11 protein-coding genes are annotated in these 15,414 nt (G+C 38.5%); 3 read left to right on the plus strand and 8 right to left on the minus strand.

All coding sequences use genetic code 11. The features are described from left to right. Positions 1 to 203: 203 nt before the first annotated feature. From AX663_RS06195 to dhaK, 5 genes are all read right to left on the minus strand, one after another. Positions 204 to 1,295 (minus strand): glycerol dehydrogenase, encoded by a 1,092-nt coding sequence (locus tag AX663_RS06195; protein WP_060973038.1) that lies wholly within the window; start codon positions 1,293 to 1,295, stop codon positions 204 to 206. Between the two features lie 143 nt (positions 1,296 to 1,438). Beyond that, a complete protein-coding gene (locus AX663_RS06200; RefSeq protein WP_060973039.1) occupies positions 1,439 to 2,422 on the minus strand; it encodes a Gfo/Idh/MocA family protein in 984 nt (327 codons plus the stop codon). Between the two features lie 14 nt (positions 2,423 to 2,436). Next, positions 2,437 to 2,811: a dihydroxyacetone kinase phosphoryl donor subunit DhaM gene (gene dhaM, locus AX663_RS06205; RefSeq protein WP_014634742.1), complete on the minus strand. Its 375-nt coding sequence runs from the start codon at positions 2,809 to 2,811 to the stop codon at positions 2,437 to 2,439. Positions 2,812 to 2,814: 3 nt separating this feature from the next. Then, positions 2,815 to 3,390: a dihydroxyacetone kinase subunit DhaL gene (gene dhaL / locus AX663_RS06210; RefSeq protein WP_060973040.1), complete on the minus strand. Its 576-nt coding sequence runs from the start codon at positions 3,388 to 3,390 to the stop codon at positions 2,815 to 2,817. A gap of 31 nt (positions 3,391 to 3,421) precedes the next feature. Continuing rightward, a complete protein-coding gene (dhaK, locus tag AX663_RS06215; protein ID WP_002891299.1) occupies positions 3,422 to 4,411 on the minus strand; it encodes a dihydroxyacetone kinase subunit DhaK in 990 nt (329 codons plus the stop codon). Between the two features lie 327 nt (positions 4,412 to 4,738). Between dhaK and AX663_RS06220 the strand changes: the two genes are divergently transcribed. Both AX663_RS06220 and AX663_RS06225 read left to right on the plus strand, forming a co-directional pair. Beyond that, positions 4,739 to 6,004 (plus strand): threonine/serine ThrE exporter family protein, encoded by a 1,266-nt coding sequence (locus tag AX663_RS06220; RefSeq protein ID WP_002891300.1) that lies wholly within the window; start codon positions 4,739 to 4,741, stop codon positions 6,002 to 6,004. 367 nt (positions 6,005 to 6,371) lie between these two features. After that, a complete protein-coding gene (locus AX663_RS06225) occupies positions 6,372 to 9,878 on the plus strand; it encodes a glucosyl transferase (RefSeq protein WP_013990331.1) in 3,507 nt (1,168 codons plus the stop codon). Positions 9,879 to 10,123: 245 nt separating this feature from the next. Here the strand turns inward: AX663_RS06225 and AX663_RS06230 are convergent, their stop codons facing one another. The 3 genes from AX663_RS06230 to AX663_RS06240 form a co-directional block, all read right to left on the minus strand. Next, positions 10,124 to 10,444, minus strand: coding sequence for a hypothetical protein (locus tag AX663_RS06230; protein WP_060973041.1), 321 nt, complete (start codon positions 10,442 to 10,444; stop codon positions 10,124 to 10,126). 133 nt (positions 10,445 to 10,577) lie between these two features. Next, positions 10,578 to 12,593, minus strand: coding sequence for a M13 family metallopeptidase (locus tag AX663_RS06235; protein ID WP_060973042.1), 2,016 nt, complete (start codon positions 12,591 to 12,593; stop codon positions 10,578 to 10,580). Between the two features lie 159 nt (positions 12,594 to 12,752). Beyond that, positions 12,753 to 13,082, minus strand: coding sequence for a bacteriocin immunity protein (locus AX663_RS06240; RefSeq protein ID WP_060973043.1), 330 nt, complete (start codon positions 13,080 to 13,082; stop codon positions 12,753 to 12,755). Between the two features lie 349 nt (positions 13,083 to 13,431). Here AX663_RS06240 and AX663_RS06245 point away from each other — a divergent pair, with 349 nt between their 5' ends. Then, complete coding sequence (locus tag AX663_RS06245; RefSeq protein WP_060973044.1) at positions 13,432 to 15,222, plus strand: KAP family P-loop NTPase fold protein; 1,791 nt, start codon at positions 13,432 to 13,434, stop codon at positions 15,220 to 15,222. The last annotated feature ends 192 nt before the right edge of the window (positions 15,223 to 15,414 follow it).

The raw sequence follows: 15,414 nt of genomic DNA on the forward strand, positions 1-15,414 counted from the left end.
TTATGTTTTCAAAAGTTCTTAAACCGCTTTGAGGGACTTTGGAAATATTGGTTTTTAAATAGTAAAAAGGGCTCAGTCCTATCTAATACAGAACTGAACCCTTTCCTATAACAATTTGTCTATCCTGTTGGGATAAGTGCCTGAGGGGGATAGTATTCCTATACGGGAATAGAGGCACTTTCCTTACAAAAGACCTCATTTACTTAGTCCAATCCATTAACATAAGCATCTACTGCTACGATTGCTTGGGCAATATCAGAGGCTTTCACTTCAAATGGCATTTGATGGATAGTTTCTCCTTCAATAGTCGCTTGTTGACCAACCTTGAGAAGATCTTCGTAGCTTGCATTTTCAAGATGCATTTCTTTAAGAGTAGTTGGCATGCCAATTTGTTGATAGAAGCGAATGTATTTATCCAAAACTTCTTTTGGACGATTTTCTAAGAACAATTGCACAAGAGTTCCGTAGGCTACTTTTTCACCATGAGTCAAATGGTGAATATCGCCAGTGAGAGCTGTGAAACCATTATGGATGGCATGAGCAGCAGCCAAACCACCACTTTCAAATCCAATACCACTAAGAAGGGTATTAGCTTCAATAATATTTTCCAGGGCAGGCGTTACCACTTTAGCTTCACAAGCGGCCATGGCTTGTAGACCATCTGCAAAAAGAATCTCTTCACAGCGTTCAGCAATGGCAACCCCTGCTAGAGTTTGGTGTTTACCTAGCATAGTTTTTCCGTTGGCTTGCATAACTGCTCGAGCTTCTACCCAAGTTGCTAAGCCATCTGCAATACCAGATGCTAACAAACGTTTTGGTGCTTGAGAGATCACTTTACTATCCACCAAAACCAACTCTGGGTTCTTAGAATAGAAGATATAGCGCTCAAAGGCACCCTCGTCAGTATAGATAACAGACAAAGCTGAAACTGGAGCATCTGTAGATGCGATAGTTGGGGCAATAACAACTGACGATTGTAGAAGGTCTGCAATAGCTTTAGCACTATCGATAGTCTTACCGCCACCGAGTCCAATAACTAAATCACAGCCTTCTTCTTTGGCTAGGCTGACCACACGATTAATTTCATTATCCGATGCTTCTCCATTAAAGAAGACTGGTACAACTGTGAGTCCATTTTGAACAAGGTATTCTTCGAAACGTTTACCTACAATATCATAAACTACTGAGTCACATAGTAAAACAGGATGAGTTCCCAATTCTGAAATGGCTTTTGCATTTTCAAATAAGGCATTTTCACCTTGAATGTAACGTAACGGACTTGCAAAATTTCTCATGTCTTTCTCCTTTGACATAAATGTATTTATATAGAATCGGTTAAATAGACCTATTCCTATCTTATGCAGGGCTAAATCCTTTTAAGAGACTGTCTATCTTTTGTAGTCAGTACATTATACTGGTCTTGTTTATCATCTAATCGCTACTCTTCTTCTGGGTAGACCAAGCCCCAGTCTTTGCGGAGTTGAGTCATAAGTTCCATGACATCTCGGCTGTAATTGAGGTAGGTATGATCATCCTCGCCTGCAACAGTTGCTTCCATGTCTAGGACCTCATACTGGAGGGCTTTGGCGGTTTCTCCGGCCTCGATGACTTCTTGTGAGCCATCTTCCGTATAGGTGATGACTGCCTTTTGCCCACGTGGGTACTCGTAAAGTTCGATATAGCCCTTGTCATAAGCGATGGTGCCACGTTTAGGTTGTTTAGCATGAAGACTTAGCGTCACCGTCGCCATTTCCCCTTCTGCATTGGTAAGAAGAATGCCCGCTTGCTCATCAACGCCAGTCGGAGCTAATTTGACCTGTGAAACCATCTCTGTCGGTTGTGAGGTCATAAACCAACGCACGAAGGATAGGGCATAGACACCGATATCAAGTAGGGCACCACCAGCTAGATTACGATTGAAAAAGCGGTTGGTCATGTCATATTCTTTGTAAGAACCGAAGTTCATCTGGATGACCTTGAGAGGACCTAGCTTACCACTTTCCACGATTTCAGATAGTTTTCGATAGATAGGCATATGGAAAATGGTCATGGCTTCTGCCAGTTTGACATGATTTTCTTCGGCGAGTTGGATAGCTTCTGCCAATTCCTCACTATTTAAGGTGATAGATTTTTCACAGAGGACGTGTTTACCTGCTGCGAGTGCCTTGCGAAGAAAATTGATATGCGTATTGTGAGGCGTTGAAATGTAGATAATATCCACTTCAGGATCTTTAAACACTTCATCAATCTCTTTATAAACCTTTTCAATACCGTATTTTTCAGCGAAGGCAACACCCTTATCATAGGTGCGATTAGCAACGGAATAGAGTTTACCACCTAGAGCCTCTAAAGCCTGTGCCAACTCATTGGCAATAACACCCGTCCCAAGACTAGCCCATTTATACTTAATTTGATTTGTCATAGTTTTCCTTTATTCTATTTTTGAATGGTTAATTCATTTATCTGTGATAAGATTTCAACTTCACTCGCTCCTGCCTGAAGCAAGGCTGATGCCGCATAGGCCCCCTCAATGAGAGGTACCTGCTGAATAAGGATTTCCTTGTCTGAAAATTCTTCAACCATCTCCAAATTCATGCGAGCACTGCCCAGATCATAAAAGGCCAAGAGACGTTTAGCAGGTTGACTATCCACTGCTACTTGAACATGGTCAAAACTAGATCCCAGTCCACCATCTTCAAGACCGCCTGTAGCCGTTAAAGGAATATCTGGTGCAACTTCACGAATCAGACTCACCAAACCTTTAGCGATATCAGCAGAGTGGGATACAATCACAATTCCAAGTTCTGGCATGTCCTATTCCTCCGCTTCTAGCAAGGCTTTGAAGAGTAGACCAGACGAATAAGAGCCTGGATCAATGTGACCAATTGAACGCTCACCGACATAGGAGGCACGCCCCTTGGTAGCTGCAACATCCTTGGTTGAAAGAACAGCTTGGTCAATGACATCATTGGTTAGTTGACCTTGTTTGACAGCTTCAACAACCGGATGCCAAACATCCACCATGGTCTTTTCACCAGCTTGTGCATGACCACGTTTTTTAATCATCTCGAGACCCGCCTCAAGCACTCCTGCCAGATCTTGACCAGCTTGTTCAGCCTTCATCATGCCCATAAAGGCAGACCCATAAAGCGGACCTGACGCACCACCAACTTTACTAATCAAGGCCATAGAAACCGCCTTGAACACTTCTGCTGCACTTTGTGGTTCAGTGCTGTTAATAGCCTCAATGGCTGCCGCCATACCACGCGCCAAGTTAGCACCATGATCACCATCTCCAATAGGACCGTCTAATTCAGACAAGTGGTCTTTTTCTGCTTCAACTTTTTGGTTAAAGCCTTGCATCCATTTTACTGCAACTGTTTTATCCATAATATACCTAATTTCTAGTTCTCACGTCAGACTACCAAGCAATAGTCTTAACTGGACTCTCCAAAGCCTCAAGCCAAGCCTCATCTTCAATCTTCATCAGAGTCAATGAGAGGCCTGCCATATCAATAGATGTCATGTAATTACCTAATTTTTTATATGCCACATCTAGTCCGGCATCTCCAAGAATGCTTGCTACATCATTAGCAAAGACATACTGCTCCATGAGAGGTGTCGCACCCATACCATTGATGAGAAGGGCATAGCGTTCGCCTGACTTAGCCTCAAAGGCTTCAAGGAGCTTCCCTGTCAATTCTTCAGCTAACTGTCGAGAAGGTTGCATAGACTCCTTGCGATAGCCTGGTTCACCATGGATACCAATACCGTACTCTATTTCATCCTCTGCTAGGACAAAACCAGGCTTGCCGACCTCAGGAACTGTCGCACCGCTAAGGGCCAAACCAATAGTGTGGATATTAGGAACAATCTTGTCAGCCAAGTCTTTGATTTCAGCCAGAGACTTACCTTCGCGAGCCGCATGACCTAGGATCTTATGCACGAAAATGGTACCTGCAACCCCACGACGACCTTGAGTATAGAGGCTATTTTCCACAGCAATATCGTCGTCCACAACGACACTGGCAACCTCGATACCTTCCATTTCAGCCAATTCTTGAGCCATCTCAAAATTCATGATGTCCCCAGAATAATTTTTAACAACCATGAAGACACCAGCCCCTTGATCTGCTTCCTTGATAGCTTCCAAAATTTGATCAGGCGTTGGTGACGTAAATACTGCACCTGCGATGGCTGCTGAAAGCATACCATCACCTACAAAACCAGCGTGAGCTGGCTCATGACCACTTCCGCCACCAGAAATGAGACCAACTTGACCAGCAGCCTGCTCATTTCTTACAATGATGTCAAAGCCGTCAACACGATGCACCAAATCACTGTGAACATAAGCCAAACCATCTAGCATCTCTGTCACAACATTTTCAGGTTTATTGATAATTTTTTTCATGGAATTGCCTCCTTTTCAAAGGTATCATCTATTTGCACTTACATTTGTTCCCTTCTTTAATTGCTAAGACCCCTATAAATAAAGGACTTAAACGCTTTTTGAGAAAGGTAGCGTAAAAATATGTAAACGCATACATTTTATAATTTAATTGTAGCATTTGCCTCTACCAATAGCAAGGCAAAAGGCAAGCCCCCCCATTTTCCTGCCCCCTATCATTAAGTAGAAGAAAAATCTCATAGAAAGTCCTATTTTAGTCGTCAAAGCTATTGAAAAACCACCATTCAAGCCTTATAATGGAATGACGAATTAAGCGCTAAGGAGGTTCAAATGACCATCGATTTTCCAAGAGAGACAGAAATAGAAACCAAAAATGAAATGGATGCCGTCCTTCAGGCAGGCCGTGTCCTTATGGAGAGCGGTGCTGAGATTTACCGTATCGAGGACACCATGGGACACATGGCCAAGTCTCTTGGTATCAGAGACTTCTCCACTTATGTGGTCAATCGAGGAGTCATGATTTCTGGACTCAACCGCTCAGGTCTTAAAGAGTCTCGTGTCCTAGCTACCTCAGTCCCGTCTATCCATCTAGGTAAACTAGAGGAAGTAAACCGCCTGTCTCGAGAACTGGCAGAACAGCCAAATCAGCCTGTATCTAGCATTTTCCAAAAGCTGAAAACCATTGAGCAGAAGACTTTCTATCGTCCTTTAGAGGATATTATAGCCTGTGTCATTGGTGCAGGGAGCTTCTCACTAGCCCTTGGAAGTAGCTGGATTGATGGAACTGCTGCGGCTATATCGGGAGTTTTTGTAGGGATTGGCATGCAACTCTTTTCCCGTTTTATTCATACCAGTTTCTTGCAGATTATCCTTTCTAGTGCCATTGCCGCTTTATCAGCTAACATTCTCTATTATTTGGGTATCGGGCAACATCGTAGCGTGATTATTCTGGGCACCTTGATGATTTTGATTCCTGGGGCTTACTTTGTAAATGCCATTCGAGAATTCACCCAGAACAACTACTATAGCGGTCTGGCCCTGATGTTGTCAGGGGTCTCCACTTGTCTATCTATCTCTGTCGGTGTTCTTGCCATGATTTCCATCCTCCCCTTTGCGGAACAGTTATCAGGCATATTCTCAACACCGTCAACCTCATGGCTGGGGGTCTTGATTCAGACCTTCATGGCAGGACTAGGGACAGCAGCCTTCTCCGTGCTTTACCGAGTGCCTAAGAAATACTTCTTGGACCTCGGAACCCTAGGAGCGGGCTCATGGCTCCTCTACCTCTTGATTTGGAACAATACCCATCACGAGGTCTTAGCCATCCTCTTCCCTGCCCTATTAGTCACTATCACCTCACGCTTTTTGGCTCACTACCGTAGATGTCCAGCTACAGTCTTCCTAGCCTCAAGCATGTTCCCACTCATCCCAGGGATGAGCTTCTACCGTGCGGTCTACTTCCTCTTAATCGGAAATGCAGACCTAGGCCTCAGCTTCCTACGAGCTTGTTTCCTGGCCTCCTTTACCATCGCCATCGCCGTCAGTTTGACACAACAAATCCCTAGCCGCTATTTTGTACTAGGGAAGAAGAAATAAATTGTTGAAAGCCATTGGTTTTGTATACCAGTGGCTTTTTTGGTGGCGTTCTAAAATCAGTGGATAGCATATTATGAATATCAAAAATACCCTACTCAAGGATCTATCCGCTGCTAACTTAAAGCAAATACATCATTAACTCTCTTTAATGAAAGTTTATCATTCATATACTATCAGTTTTGTTTAGAAAAGAGTTGGAAAGAGATTTCTATAAAAGACGAAACCGTTTACATAATTCTTTGATTTTATTAGAATTCGGTGATAAACTTAATATGTAAGCAAGAATTCTGTAATACTACTTTAACTCCACTCATAAGTTAACTTTATCCTTACTACTATTGTTTAATTTAATGAAAGGACCATTATCATGGAAAAGAAAGTATATTTTATACTTCACAAAGTAAAAAAACAATGGGTAACCATTGCAGTAACCGGTCTAGCTCTAGGGCTTAGTTTTGCAAGCTTGGGCTATGTGAACGCAGCTGAACAGACTCCCCCCATCTCAGAACTAACTGTTGAAAGCAACATCCAAGAAAGCGCAATTGATGTCATAAGCTCGTCAACTAATGAAGTCATTACTAAACCAGAAGAAAACAAATCTTTCGACGCCCCCAATACAAGAGAAAACATCACTGAAACTACTTCTACTGAATCTGATCTAAGTACCACTGAAGCAACTGTTACAGAAACAAGTACTTCTGAAATTAACTCTCAACAAGCTCTTCGTTCGGAAGTCTCTACTGTTACTGGCAGTGAAGTAGTAAGCTCTGGAACACCAGATTCTGAAACAAATACTGCTCATAAAGTAGAAGAAAGTCCCGTGATATCTGGAGGTCATTACACTAGTGATAGTCAGGGCAATTGGTACTACATTAAGGACGAGAAAGCACTTACTGGTATGCAAAATATTGATAATGTTACGGTCTACTTTGATGCCGATGGTAAGCAAGTCAAAGGAGACACCCGTCAAGTTAACGGAGCAACATATCACTTTGAGAAAGATAGCGGACAACTTACTCGCAATGCTTTTGCATCTGATAAGAATGGAAATTGGTACTACTTAGGCCAAGATGGGAAAGCACTTATAGGTAAACAAGTTATTGACAATATACCACTCTACTTTTACCCTAATGGTGTCCAAGCTAAAGATGCCTTTGTCGTCCTAGATGGAAATTCCTATTATTTTCAAAAAGATAGTGGCCAAATGGTTCGTGACCGTTTTTGGTCAGATGACGATGGAAACTGGTACTATAGCGATAAAGAAGGAAAACTTGTCACAGGCGAACAGTCTATAGATGGCTTCGATATGTATTTCTACCCAGACGGTGTTCAGGCTAAGGGTGAAATCGTTACAATAGGTATCGAACCCTATTACTTCGATAAGGATAGTGGTCATAAGGTCATAAATACCGACATTACTATCAATGGAAAAACTTACCACGCAGAAGCTAATGGACTTTTGATTGAAACTGAACAGAAACTTCCTCAACGTCCACTTGTTTCTGGTGGCCATTTCCAAGAAGATTCCTCAGGCAACTGGTACTATTACACCGCAACAGGAGAGAAACTAAAAGGATGGCAAAATGTAGATGGAGTAACTCTTTACTTTGACAAAGAAGGTCGTCAAGCGAAAAATGGGGAAAGAATCATTGACGGCTCCCATTACTATTTTAGTCACTATTCAGGTGCTGTAAAAACCAACTATTGGCATACTTGGTCTATTGAAATCAGAAGACAGGAACCATTTGCTAAAACGTATAACGAATATTATGGTTCTGATGGTCGACGTTACTATGGATGGCATCGAGTTGGCGATCAACTTTATTATTTTGATTATAATGGTCGAGTTGAAAATGATCTTACTATCTTCAAAGGACAAAACTACCTCTTTGATAATCATGGAAAATTGGTAAAAGATGCCTTTTATATTCAGTCATTACGTGTCTTTGTTGGAACTTTAAATACTAGCTATCGCTCCAATAAATTTGGCCAAGTACTAACCGGAGAACATCATATTAATGGTGATGACTACTATTTTTCAAATTCTGGTTCACCAGTCACTGATATAGTCAAAAAAGGTGGCAAGGACTATTACTATTTTGAAGGCAAACTTCTAAAAAACTATCTCGGACCTTTACTCAAACGTCAGGAACTGGATTATGATGCAGTCTACTCTGGCATCGTAGGTACAGATAAGGATGGGGTTTTACTTACTGGTGTTAGCACTGCAAATAATGGTAAACTCTATTATTTTGAAAATAATAGATATTTTGATAATAGCAATATCCCCAAAATGTTTACAGTTACAACACCTACTTGGAAAACGATTGATGGTAAGCTATACCACTTAGAGCCTAGCATAAACAGAACTTACAAGAATGGTGGAAGAAGTTATACCGATACCGTCAGGGAAGAAGTAGACATTATTGACCACGGAGTACGAACAAAGACCGATAAGATTAAACGTATTATTGGTGATAATTATAGTAATCTATACTATCTTGATGAAAACAATGATTTTTACATCGGACATCTACTTCCAGAAAACACAGATTTAACTAAAATTGAAGAAACTGTAATTCAAAGTGACAATAAATTCTATGCTTTCAATAGAACAAGTTCGCTTTCCGAAACTTCCCCTCTCACAGTTTCCAAGACCTTAGTTTACAATAAAAAAGCCTACCTCATTGATGATAAAGGAGTAGCGACCGAAACTAAACTAACAAATCGTTTCGAACACGATGATGCATGGAATTGGTACTACTTTGATAACGAGGGAAAAGCTGTCACCGGACTCCATTCAATAGATAATGTCACTCTATACTTTGATAAAGAGGGCAAACAAGCTAAGGGAAGACTTGTCGAAATTGACGGTCAAACACATTATTTCGATAGAGACAGCGGAGCTATGTGGACTAACCGAACACTTGAACTTAATGGTATTCGTTATATCATTGACCAAAATGGTTATGTAACGATGAACAAACCTGGACAATTTATTCAAGATAAAGATGGTGATTGGGCTTATATTAAAGAAAATGGACAGTTAGCCACTGGACTTCAAATTATTAATCATCAAAAATACTACTTTGATCCAACTGGAAAACAAGCCAAAGGAAAACAACTTCTGCTTGATGGAAAGTACTATTTCTTCGATGAAGATACTGGTGCTATGTTCGTAAATAAATTCCATGAAACAGGCGATTACTTTTCTAAAAAATATACTTATTTTGGCGAGGATGGAAGCCAGATATTTGGTTGGGCAACTATTGACGGTAAACGTGTTTATTTTAAAGAAGATGGCTACCAAGTTCGAAATGATACATACAAGATAGGTGGTTTCGATTATTTCTTCAAAAAAGACGGTAGTATGCTTGCTAATGATATTGACGGCAACTACAAATACTATTATGCTGATAAGGACGGTCATCTACAGTTCGGGTGGGTTAATCACAATAATGAAACCTACTATATTAGCCCACCATGGGGAGCTGAAGACCGAACATATCTAAAAACTATCAATGAAAAGACCTATCTTTTGGGCCCTAAAGGACGACTTCTAAGGAATACAGCTACAGACACCTCGACCTCTTGGAATGGTTTCTGTATCTCTGATGAAAATGGAGTTGTAAAAACAGGTGTCATTCGGTTAGAAGATAATAGACTTTATTATTTCAACCCTGAAATTTATATGACTACTCCTTTGAGTGGCGAATGGGCAGAGTTTGATGGTAAACTTTATCATTTTGAAAAGCCGATATCAGTTAGTCCAGAGTCAAAAGGTTCTCCAATTACCACTAACACTACGCTTGAAAAAGATGGAAAAACCTATATTATTGACGAAAATGGCGTAGCTACAGAGAAAAAGGATTAATATTCAACAATAATTTAAAAACAGCAACCATTTGAAAAACACTTCATTTTTGCCAAAATGTATTCAAAAACACCAGAAATCATTTTTTCTGGTGTTTTCTTTTTGTTTTCTAAAACCTAGTAAAGCTACCTGCAAAATCTCTTTCATAAATCTACTTCAAATCAAAATATTCCTTGACATCCTTAGCATAGCCATACTGCTGGTTTAAACGCTCGAGCAAGTTTTTATTATGGCCTGGATAATTGTCATTTCTTGCCACCACCCTCATACAAACATGCCACCAAACGCTCAAAGGGTTCTATATACTCCCAATAGTCAAAAGGGAGATTTGTAATCTTACTTAGATCATTATCATCAAAATGATACACGAGATGGCGTAGTATTTGATTTTCAATATAATGGATATCTCTCAACTGCTCGAGACTGATTGTATCCAATTCTATGATGTAGTGACACAAATCATCAAGTGCCTTTACGTCAAATTTTTTCTCCTCGTGTAGGAAATAGAGAAAGCTCTGATTCTCACCTCTTTTATTATCTTCTATCAGATTCCTTTTATGCTTCATTCTTGAATCCTTTCCTTAATAGCAACATTATAACACTAGAAAATGATTCCCCAAAGCGACAACATAAAAAGAGAATCTGGAATGTTTCCATTCCAAATTCTCTTCTTCTTGATTTCCAAAATAGCAAGACTTTTTACCACAAACTAATGCGTTTGCTTGGTGCTAAGTACATGGCGTCTCCTTTTTTGATTTGAGGGTAGGCCTCATAGAACTCAGGAAGGTTTTTAAGTTGTTGGTTAACACGCAACTCATTTGGTGCGTGGACGTCTTGTACCATGGTATATTTATTGTACTGTAGGCTAGCCTTTTGTTTCCAAATATTTGCGTAGTTCTCAAAGTAATCCTTGAGGTCAGGTTTTGTCATATCTGTTTTGAGCACTTGGAGTGTGGATGAAAGACCGCCAGCATCTGCGACATTCTCAGTGACTGTGAGTTTTCCATTTACCTTAGTCTCGTAAATTTCCAAACCATTCCACTGGTCTTCAAAGGCTTTGATCCTCTTGTCGAAAGCTTTACTATCTGCGTTTGTCCACCAGTTATGCATGTCGCCGTTCTCATCATAGTCGGCACCATTGGAGTCAAAGGCATGGGTAATTTCATGTCCAATCACGACACCGATACCACCATAGTTCTTTTCAGTACTTTGGTTCTTGTCATAAAATGGAGCTTGCAAAATGCCAGCTGGGAAGTTGATGCTATTGCTTTCTGGGTTGTAATAGGCATTGATATCAAAAGCAGAACCAGACCATTTATTCTTATCAATAGGCTCATCAAAATGGTCAATGGTATAACGTTTTCCGAACTGGGCAATGTCTTCTGACAACTCAAAGAAGGACTTGTTAGGTTCAAGATGTAATTCTTTGGTTCCAGGATCCACATCTTCCTGATAACCTACAAAAACCTTCATTTTATCCAACTTTTCGATGGCCTTGTTACGTGTTTCTTCCGTCAACCAATCATTCTGTTGGAGACGGCCACGATAGACATTTTTGATTTTATCAATCATGCCTGTCACATCAGTCTTGGCTTCCTCACCAAAGTATTTACGTCCATAATAGACACTCATGACATCGCTAAACAGATTGACACTCATCTCGTAAACCGTATCTTCCTTAGAAGTTGGCTTCTGTGTGCCCATGATAGCCATGCTAATCGATTGAAAATTTAAGCGGTAATCTTCTGTTAGAGAATTTGACGCTGCCATAGCTTCTTGTACCAACATCCATGATTTTATTTTAGAAAAATTGTCCTGATTAACGACCTTACTATAATTCTCAAAATACTTGGTATTAGGGACATTGATGGTTTCTAAATCACGTCCCATAATGCCTTTGATGACATCATATAATTTGAAGGAACCTGAGTAGGCGTTAATCTCTTCTGCCGTTTTAGGATGAACTAAATTCTTACTCTCAGACATCTCTTCGTTACTGAGACTGTACTTAGCAATTATTTCGTCGAACTCCAGTGCTTCTTTGACAATGCGTTTACTATTTTTTTCACTATATCCAAGCATTTCCAAAGCTTTTTGCGTGGCTGTCTCGATTGGAGTCAAATATTGTTTCTTGCTGGCCTCATCTTTATAAATAGACACATCTGGCAATAAGATGCTTGGAGGGGTCAATTGGATTTGTTTCTGGCTGGTATTCTCTGCGTTAGTTCCTACGTCATAACCAAATGGAAGAGGAATCCCTTTATCAGTTAAGCTAGCAGATTTATTGGCCAAATCATTTAGATCCTTGATATCCTCAATTTCTTTTAGATAAGGTTTGAGAGGTTCAAGGCCATCTTTTTCACGCTGCTTGTAATCACTAGCAGCCTTGTAGAAAGTGATAAACTCAGACATCCCTGTAATATCTGACGTTTCCTTGCCCTCCCCTAAATTTTTGATATCCTTCTTTAGCTTTCCTTTAATATCTTCATCTAAAGTATAAAAATTATCAATGCTTGGAGAATCAGCAGGAATTTTGGTTTTTAGGAGCCAGTCCTTATTGACAGCCTGATAAAAATTTGAGGCTACCGTAGCATTCTTGTCAATCGGTGTCTCTTGAGGGACAAAGGTTTTATAAGCCCAAAAACCACCTCCTGCAAGAGCCAAGGCCAAGGCTCCCGTTATGGAACCAAGAATAATTTTCTTACGCTTTTTCATAGATACTCCTTAGAAAATTAGATTAATATACTTGTATTATATCATTAGAACACAAATTTTAGCAAGCTGTTTCTGGAAGACAAAAAGAAGTAATCAGACGATTACTTCTCTTTATTTTCTTAAATAGCTAAAATTAGGTATCATGACACTCAAGATAAATCATTTAAAAGACAAACTACCGAGTGATGTTAATCCTCTTGCTAGATTAAAGTTACGCTCTGATTTTTCTTGGAATTCTGTGAGCGTCTTACTCAAGTCACTCACTCCAGAACTCAGTGATTTGCCTTTAGAAAGATTGCTGACTGCTAGAGCTTGAATAGCTCTACATAATTCTGCAAGAAGTTCATCATTATCCTTCTTCCCAACTTCTATTTCATTTTTATACGTTACGAGCAACTCTCTCTCATTTTCAGTTGTTTCTGGATTTATAATAAGATTGTAGATATTGTTTAAGATATCCGTAATTTGGTTGTTGTTACTTTTTGTCATCTAGATTACCTCCTATAACCTGTAGCAAGATTAGGTCGAGCAAGTGAATTAAATTGGTTAATTGTTTGTGTTGTCATGAGCAACGACCTCTTTTAATAGTTCGATGTGACATCATTATACACATCTGGCATATCAAATTCAAGACTAAAAATATCCTTCTGCCACAAATGGTCCAAATTTAGCACAAACAGATAAAAAGAAGTAATCATCTGATTACTTCTTTTAAATGTAATCTCTATTATTTTTATTTGTTATAATATACATTGAAGACTAGATATATATTCTGTTCTCCTTAATTTTAAAATTAAATACTTATATAATAATCAAAAGAAAGTTTATGAGGCCTATCATGTCAAAATCATTTTCAGATATTCCAGCACATCAAGATGAATTTAATATCAAGAATTATATTCAAGGATTAGCAAAATTCATTATGGAATGTGAGACTCCTTTAACAATCGCTATTCAAGGGGATTGGGGCACTGGAAAAACGAGTATTATGTACCAAGTAGAAGATAAATTGATGGATTATAATCAAAGTACCAATTCCAAAAATGCAAAAACCATTTTTTTTAACACTTGGCAGTATTCACAATTTGAGATGGGGAATAACTTAGCTGTTGCTTTAATTACGGATTTAATATCTGAGCTCGAGGTTTCTGAATCTAAAAAGAAAGATTTTTTCAAAAAGACTAGAGGGGCCTTCTCTAAAGGAATTGAATATTTAAATATGGATATGGGAATCTTAAACGGTGAGAAGATAACTGAAAAGGTTCAAGAATACCTAAATAGTTTTGAGGAGAAATCTGATAACATCAAAAACCTAAAAAATAATCTACAGTCAGTTATCGACGAAGCGATAGAAAATAACAATTATGATAGGATTGTAATATTTATTGACGACTTAGATCGTCTTATCCCTGAAAAAGCCATTGAACTTTTAGAAATTCTGAAACTCTTTTTAGATTGTCAACATTGCGTCTTTGTCTTGGCAATTGATTATAACGTTGTCATTAGAGGTACTAAAGGAAAATATGGAGATGACTTAGATGACGACAAAGGGAAGGCATTTTTTGAAAAGATTATCCAAGTACCATTTACTGTACCTATTGCTAATTATGATTTAGAAAATTATATTAATACCTCACTCAAACGTATTAATTTCTCATTTGATGATGAAACTCGTTCAAATGTAACCCAATTAATCAAAAACTCTATTGGTAGTAATCCTCGCAGTATCAATAGATTATTTAACTCTGTCAGCCTTCTAACTTATATCGATAATAGTAGATCGATTAAATCTCACGAGCAAGCACTTCTTATCGCAATAGTTTGTTTTCAATTACGATTCGAGGATGCATATAATTATATCTTGCACTCATTAAATAACTGTTCCGATGATATAGAAGATACAGAAGATTATCTCATCGATTTGCTTGAGAACACATTTGAATTACAACAAAATGCCGATTACAACGCTTTACTATCTATAAATGGGGAATTTACCTTAAAAAACAAACAAGATAAGCTAGATTTTAGAAATTTTTATAGTAATTTAAAGGTACTACTTGAGTCTAAAAGCACCCAGTTAGAACGCGATAAATTCCAAAAACTTATAGAAAAAATGACTTTATCAAATACCGTTGCAATAGGTAACTCTGATTCAGTTATAAGCAGCAAAATAGTGCAAAATCACAAACCTAATGAAGATGTCCAATACGTTATTAGAAAACTATTTAATAATCTTGTTGGCGAAGATCACTTCAACTTAGCTAAACCAAAAGAATTCGGTAAAGAAAAAACTATCAATCGTGATTTACCTCTCCCAGACGGATTCTCAGGAATACCAAATGAATTTAATCGAATAAAAATAACTCGAGGAAAGGGACAAGGAATTAATATTTACTCTTCTCATAACCAATTTAATTCTGTTTACACATCTGGTGATAGTCATGGGCAAATGTACAATGATGGAATTGCAATTAATATAAACAAAAAACAAGTTAAAAAAATTAATATCAATAAAAATAAATTTTTAGCGAGCGAATTACGTAATAATCCTGAAAAATTTTTAGAATTTGAAACAAACTTTAGAGAACATGTGAAAGAACTTATATCTGAAGCAAGCAAACATTTATAATATACTACGTACTTCCTGTTTGTTACCTCAATTAAACAAGAATCCATAATAACTTTATCATTGAGATATTAAAGATGTTATGGATTTTTTTATTTTCTGAAAACAATCTATCAAAAAAAGACCGTTTTCACGATCTTTCTTCTTGAGAATTTTCCCTCATTCTCGGCTGTGTGTTCTCTAGTCAGTTACATG

Origin of the sequence: Streptococcus sp. CCH8-H5 (assembly GCF_001556505.1) — a bacterium.
Lineage (GTDB): Bacteria > Bacillota > Bacilli > Lactobacillales > Streptococcaceae > Streptococcus.

What these genes read in the sequence shown, in the direction of transcription:
- dhaM (WP_014634742.1), bottom strand. Translation starts at nt 2,811, where the DNA reads ATGCCAGAACTTGGAATTGTGATTGTATCCCACTCTGCTGATATCGCT.
- dhaL (WP_060973040.1), bottom strand. Translation starts at nt 3,390, where the DNA reads ATGGATAAAACAGTTGCAGTAAAATGGATGCAAGGCTTTAACCAAAAA.
- AX663_RS06225 (WP_013990331.1), top strand. Translation starts at nt 6,372, where the DNA reads ATGGAAAAGAAAGTATATTTTATACTTCACAAAGTAAAAAAACAATGG.
- AX663_RS06200 (WP_060973039.1), bottom strand. Translation starts at nt 2,422, where the DNA reads ATGACAAATCAAATTAAGTATAAATGGGCTAGTCTTGGGACGGGTGTT.
- AX663_RS06220 (WP_002891300.1), top strand. Translation starts at nt 4,739, where the DNA reads ATGACCATCGATTTTCCAAGAGAGACAGAAATAGAAACCAAAAATGAA.
- AX663_RS06240 (WP_060973043.1), bottom strand. Translation starts at nt 13,082, where the DNA reads ATGACAAAAAGTAACAACAACCAAATTACGGATATCTTAAACAATATC.
- dhaK (WP_002891299.1), bottom strand. Translation starts at nt 4,411, where the DNA reads ATGAAAAAAATTATCAATAAACCTGAAAATGTTGTGACAGAGATGCTA.
- AX663_RS06245 (WP_060973044.1), top strand. Translation starts at nt 13,432, where the DNA reads ATGTCAAAATCATTTTCAGATATTCCAGCACATCAAGATGAATTTAAT.
- AX663_RS06230 (WP_060973041.1), bottom strand. Translation starts at nt 10,444, where the DNA reads ATGAAGCATAAAAGGAATCTGATAGAAGATAATAAAAGAGGTGAGAAT.
- AX663_RS06195 (WP_060973038.1), bottom strand. Translation starts at nt 1,295, where the DNA reads ATGAGAAATTTTGCAAGTCCGTTACGTTACATTCAAGGTGAAAATGCC.
- AX663_RS06235 (WP_060973042.1), bottom strand. Translation starts at nt 12,593, where the DNA reads ATGAAAAAGCGTAAGAAAATTATTCTTGGTTCCATAACGGGAGCCTTG.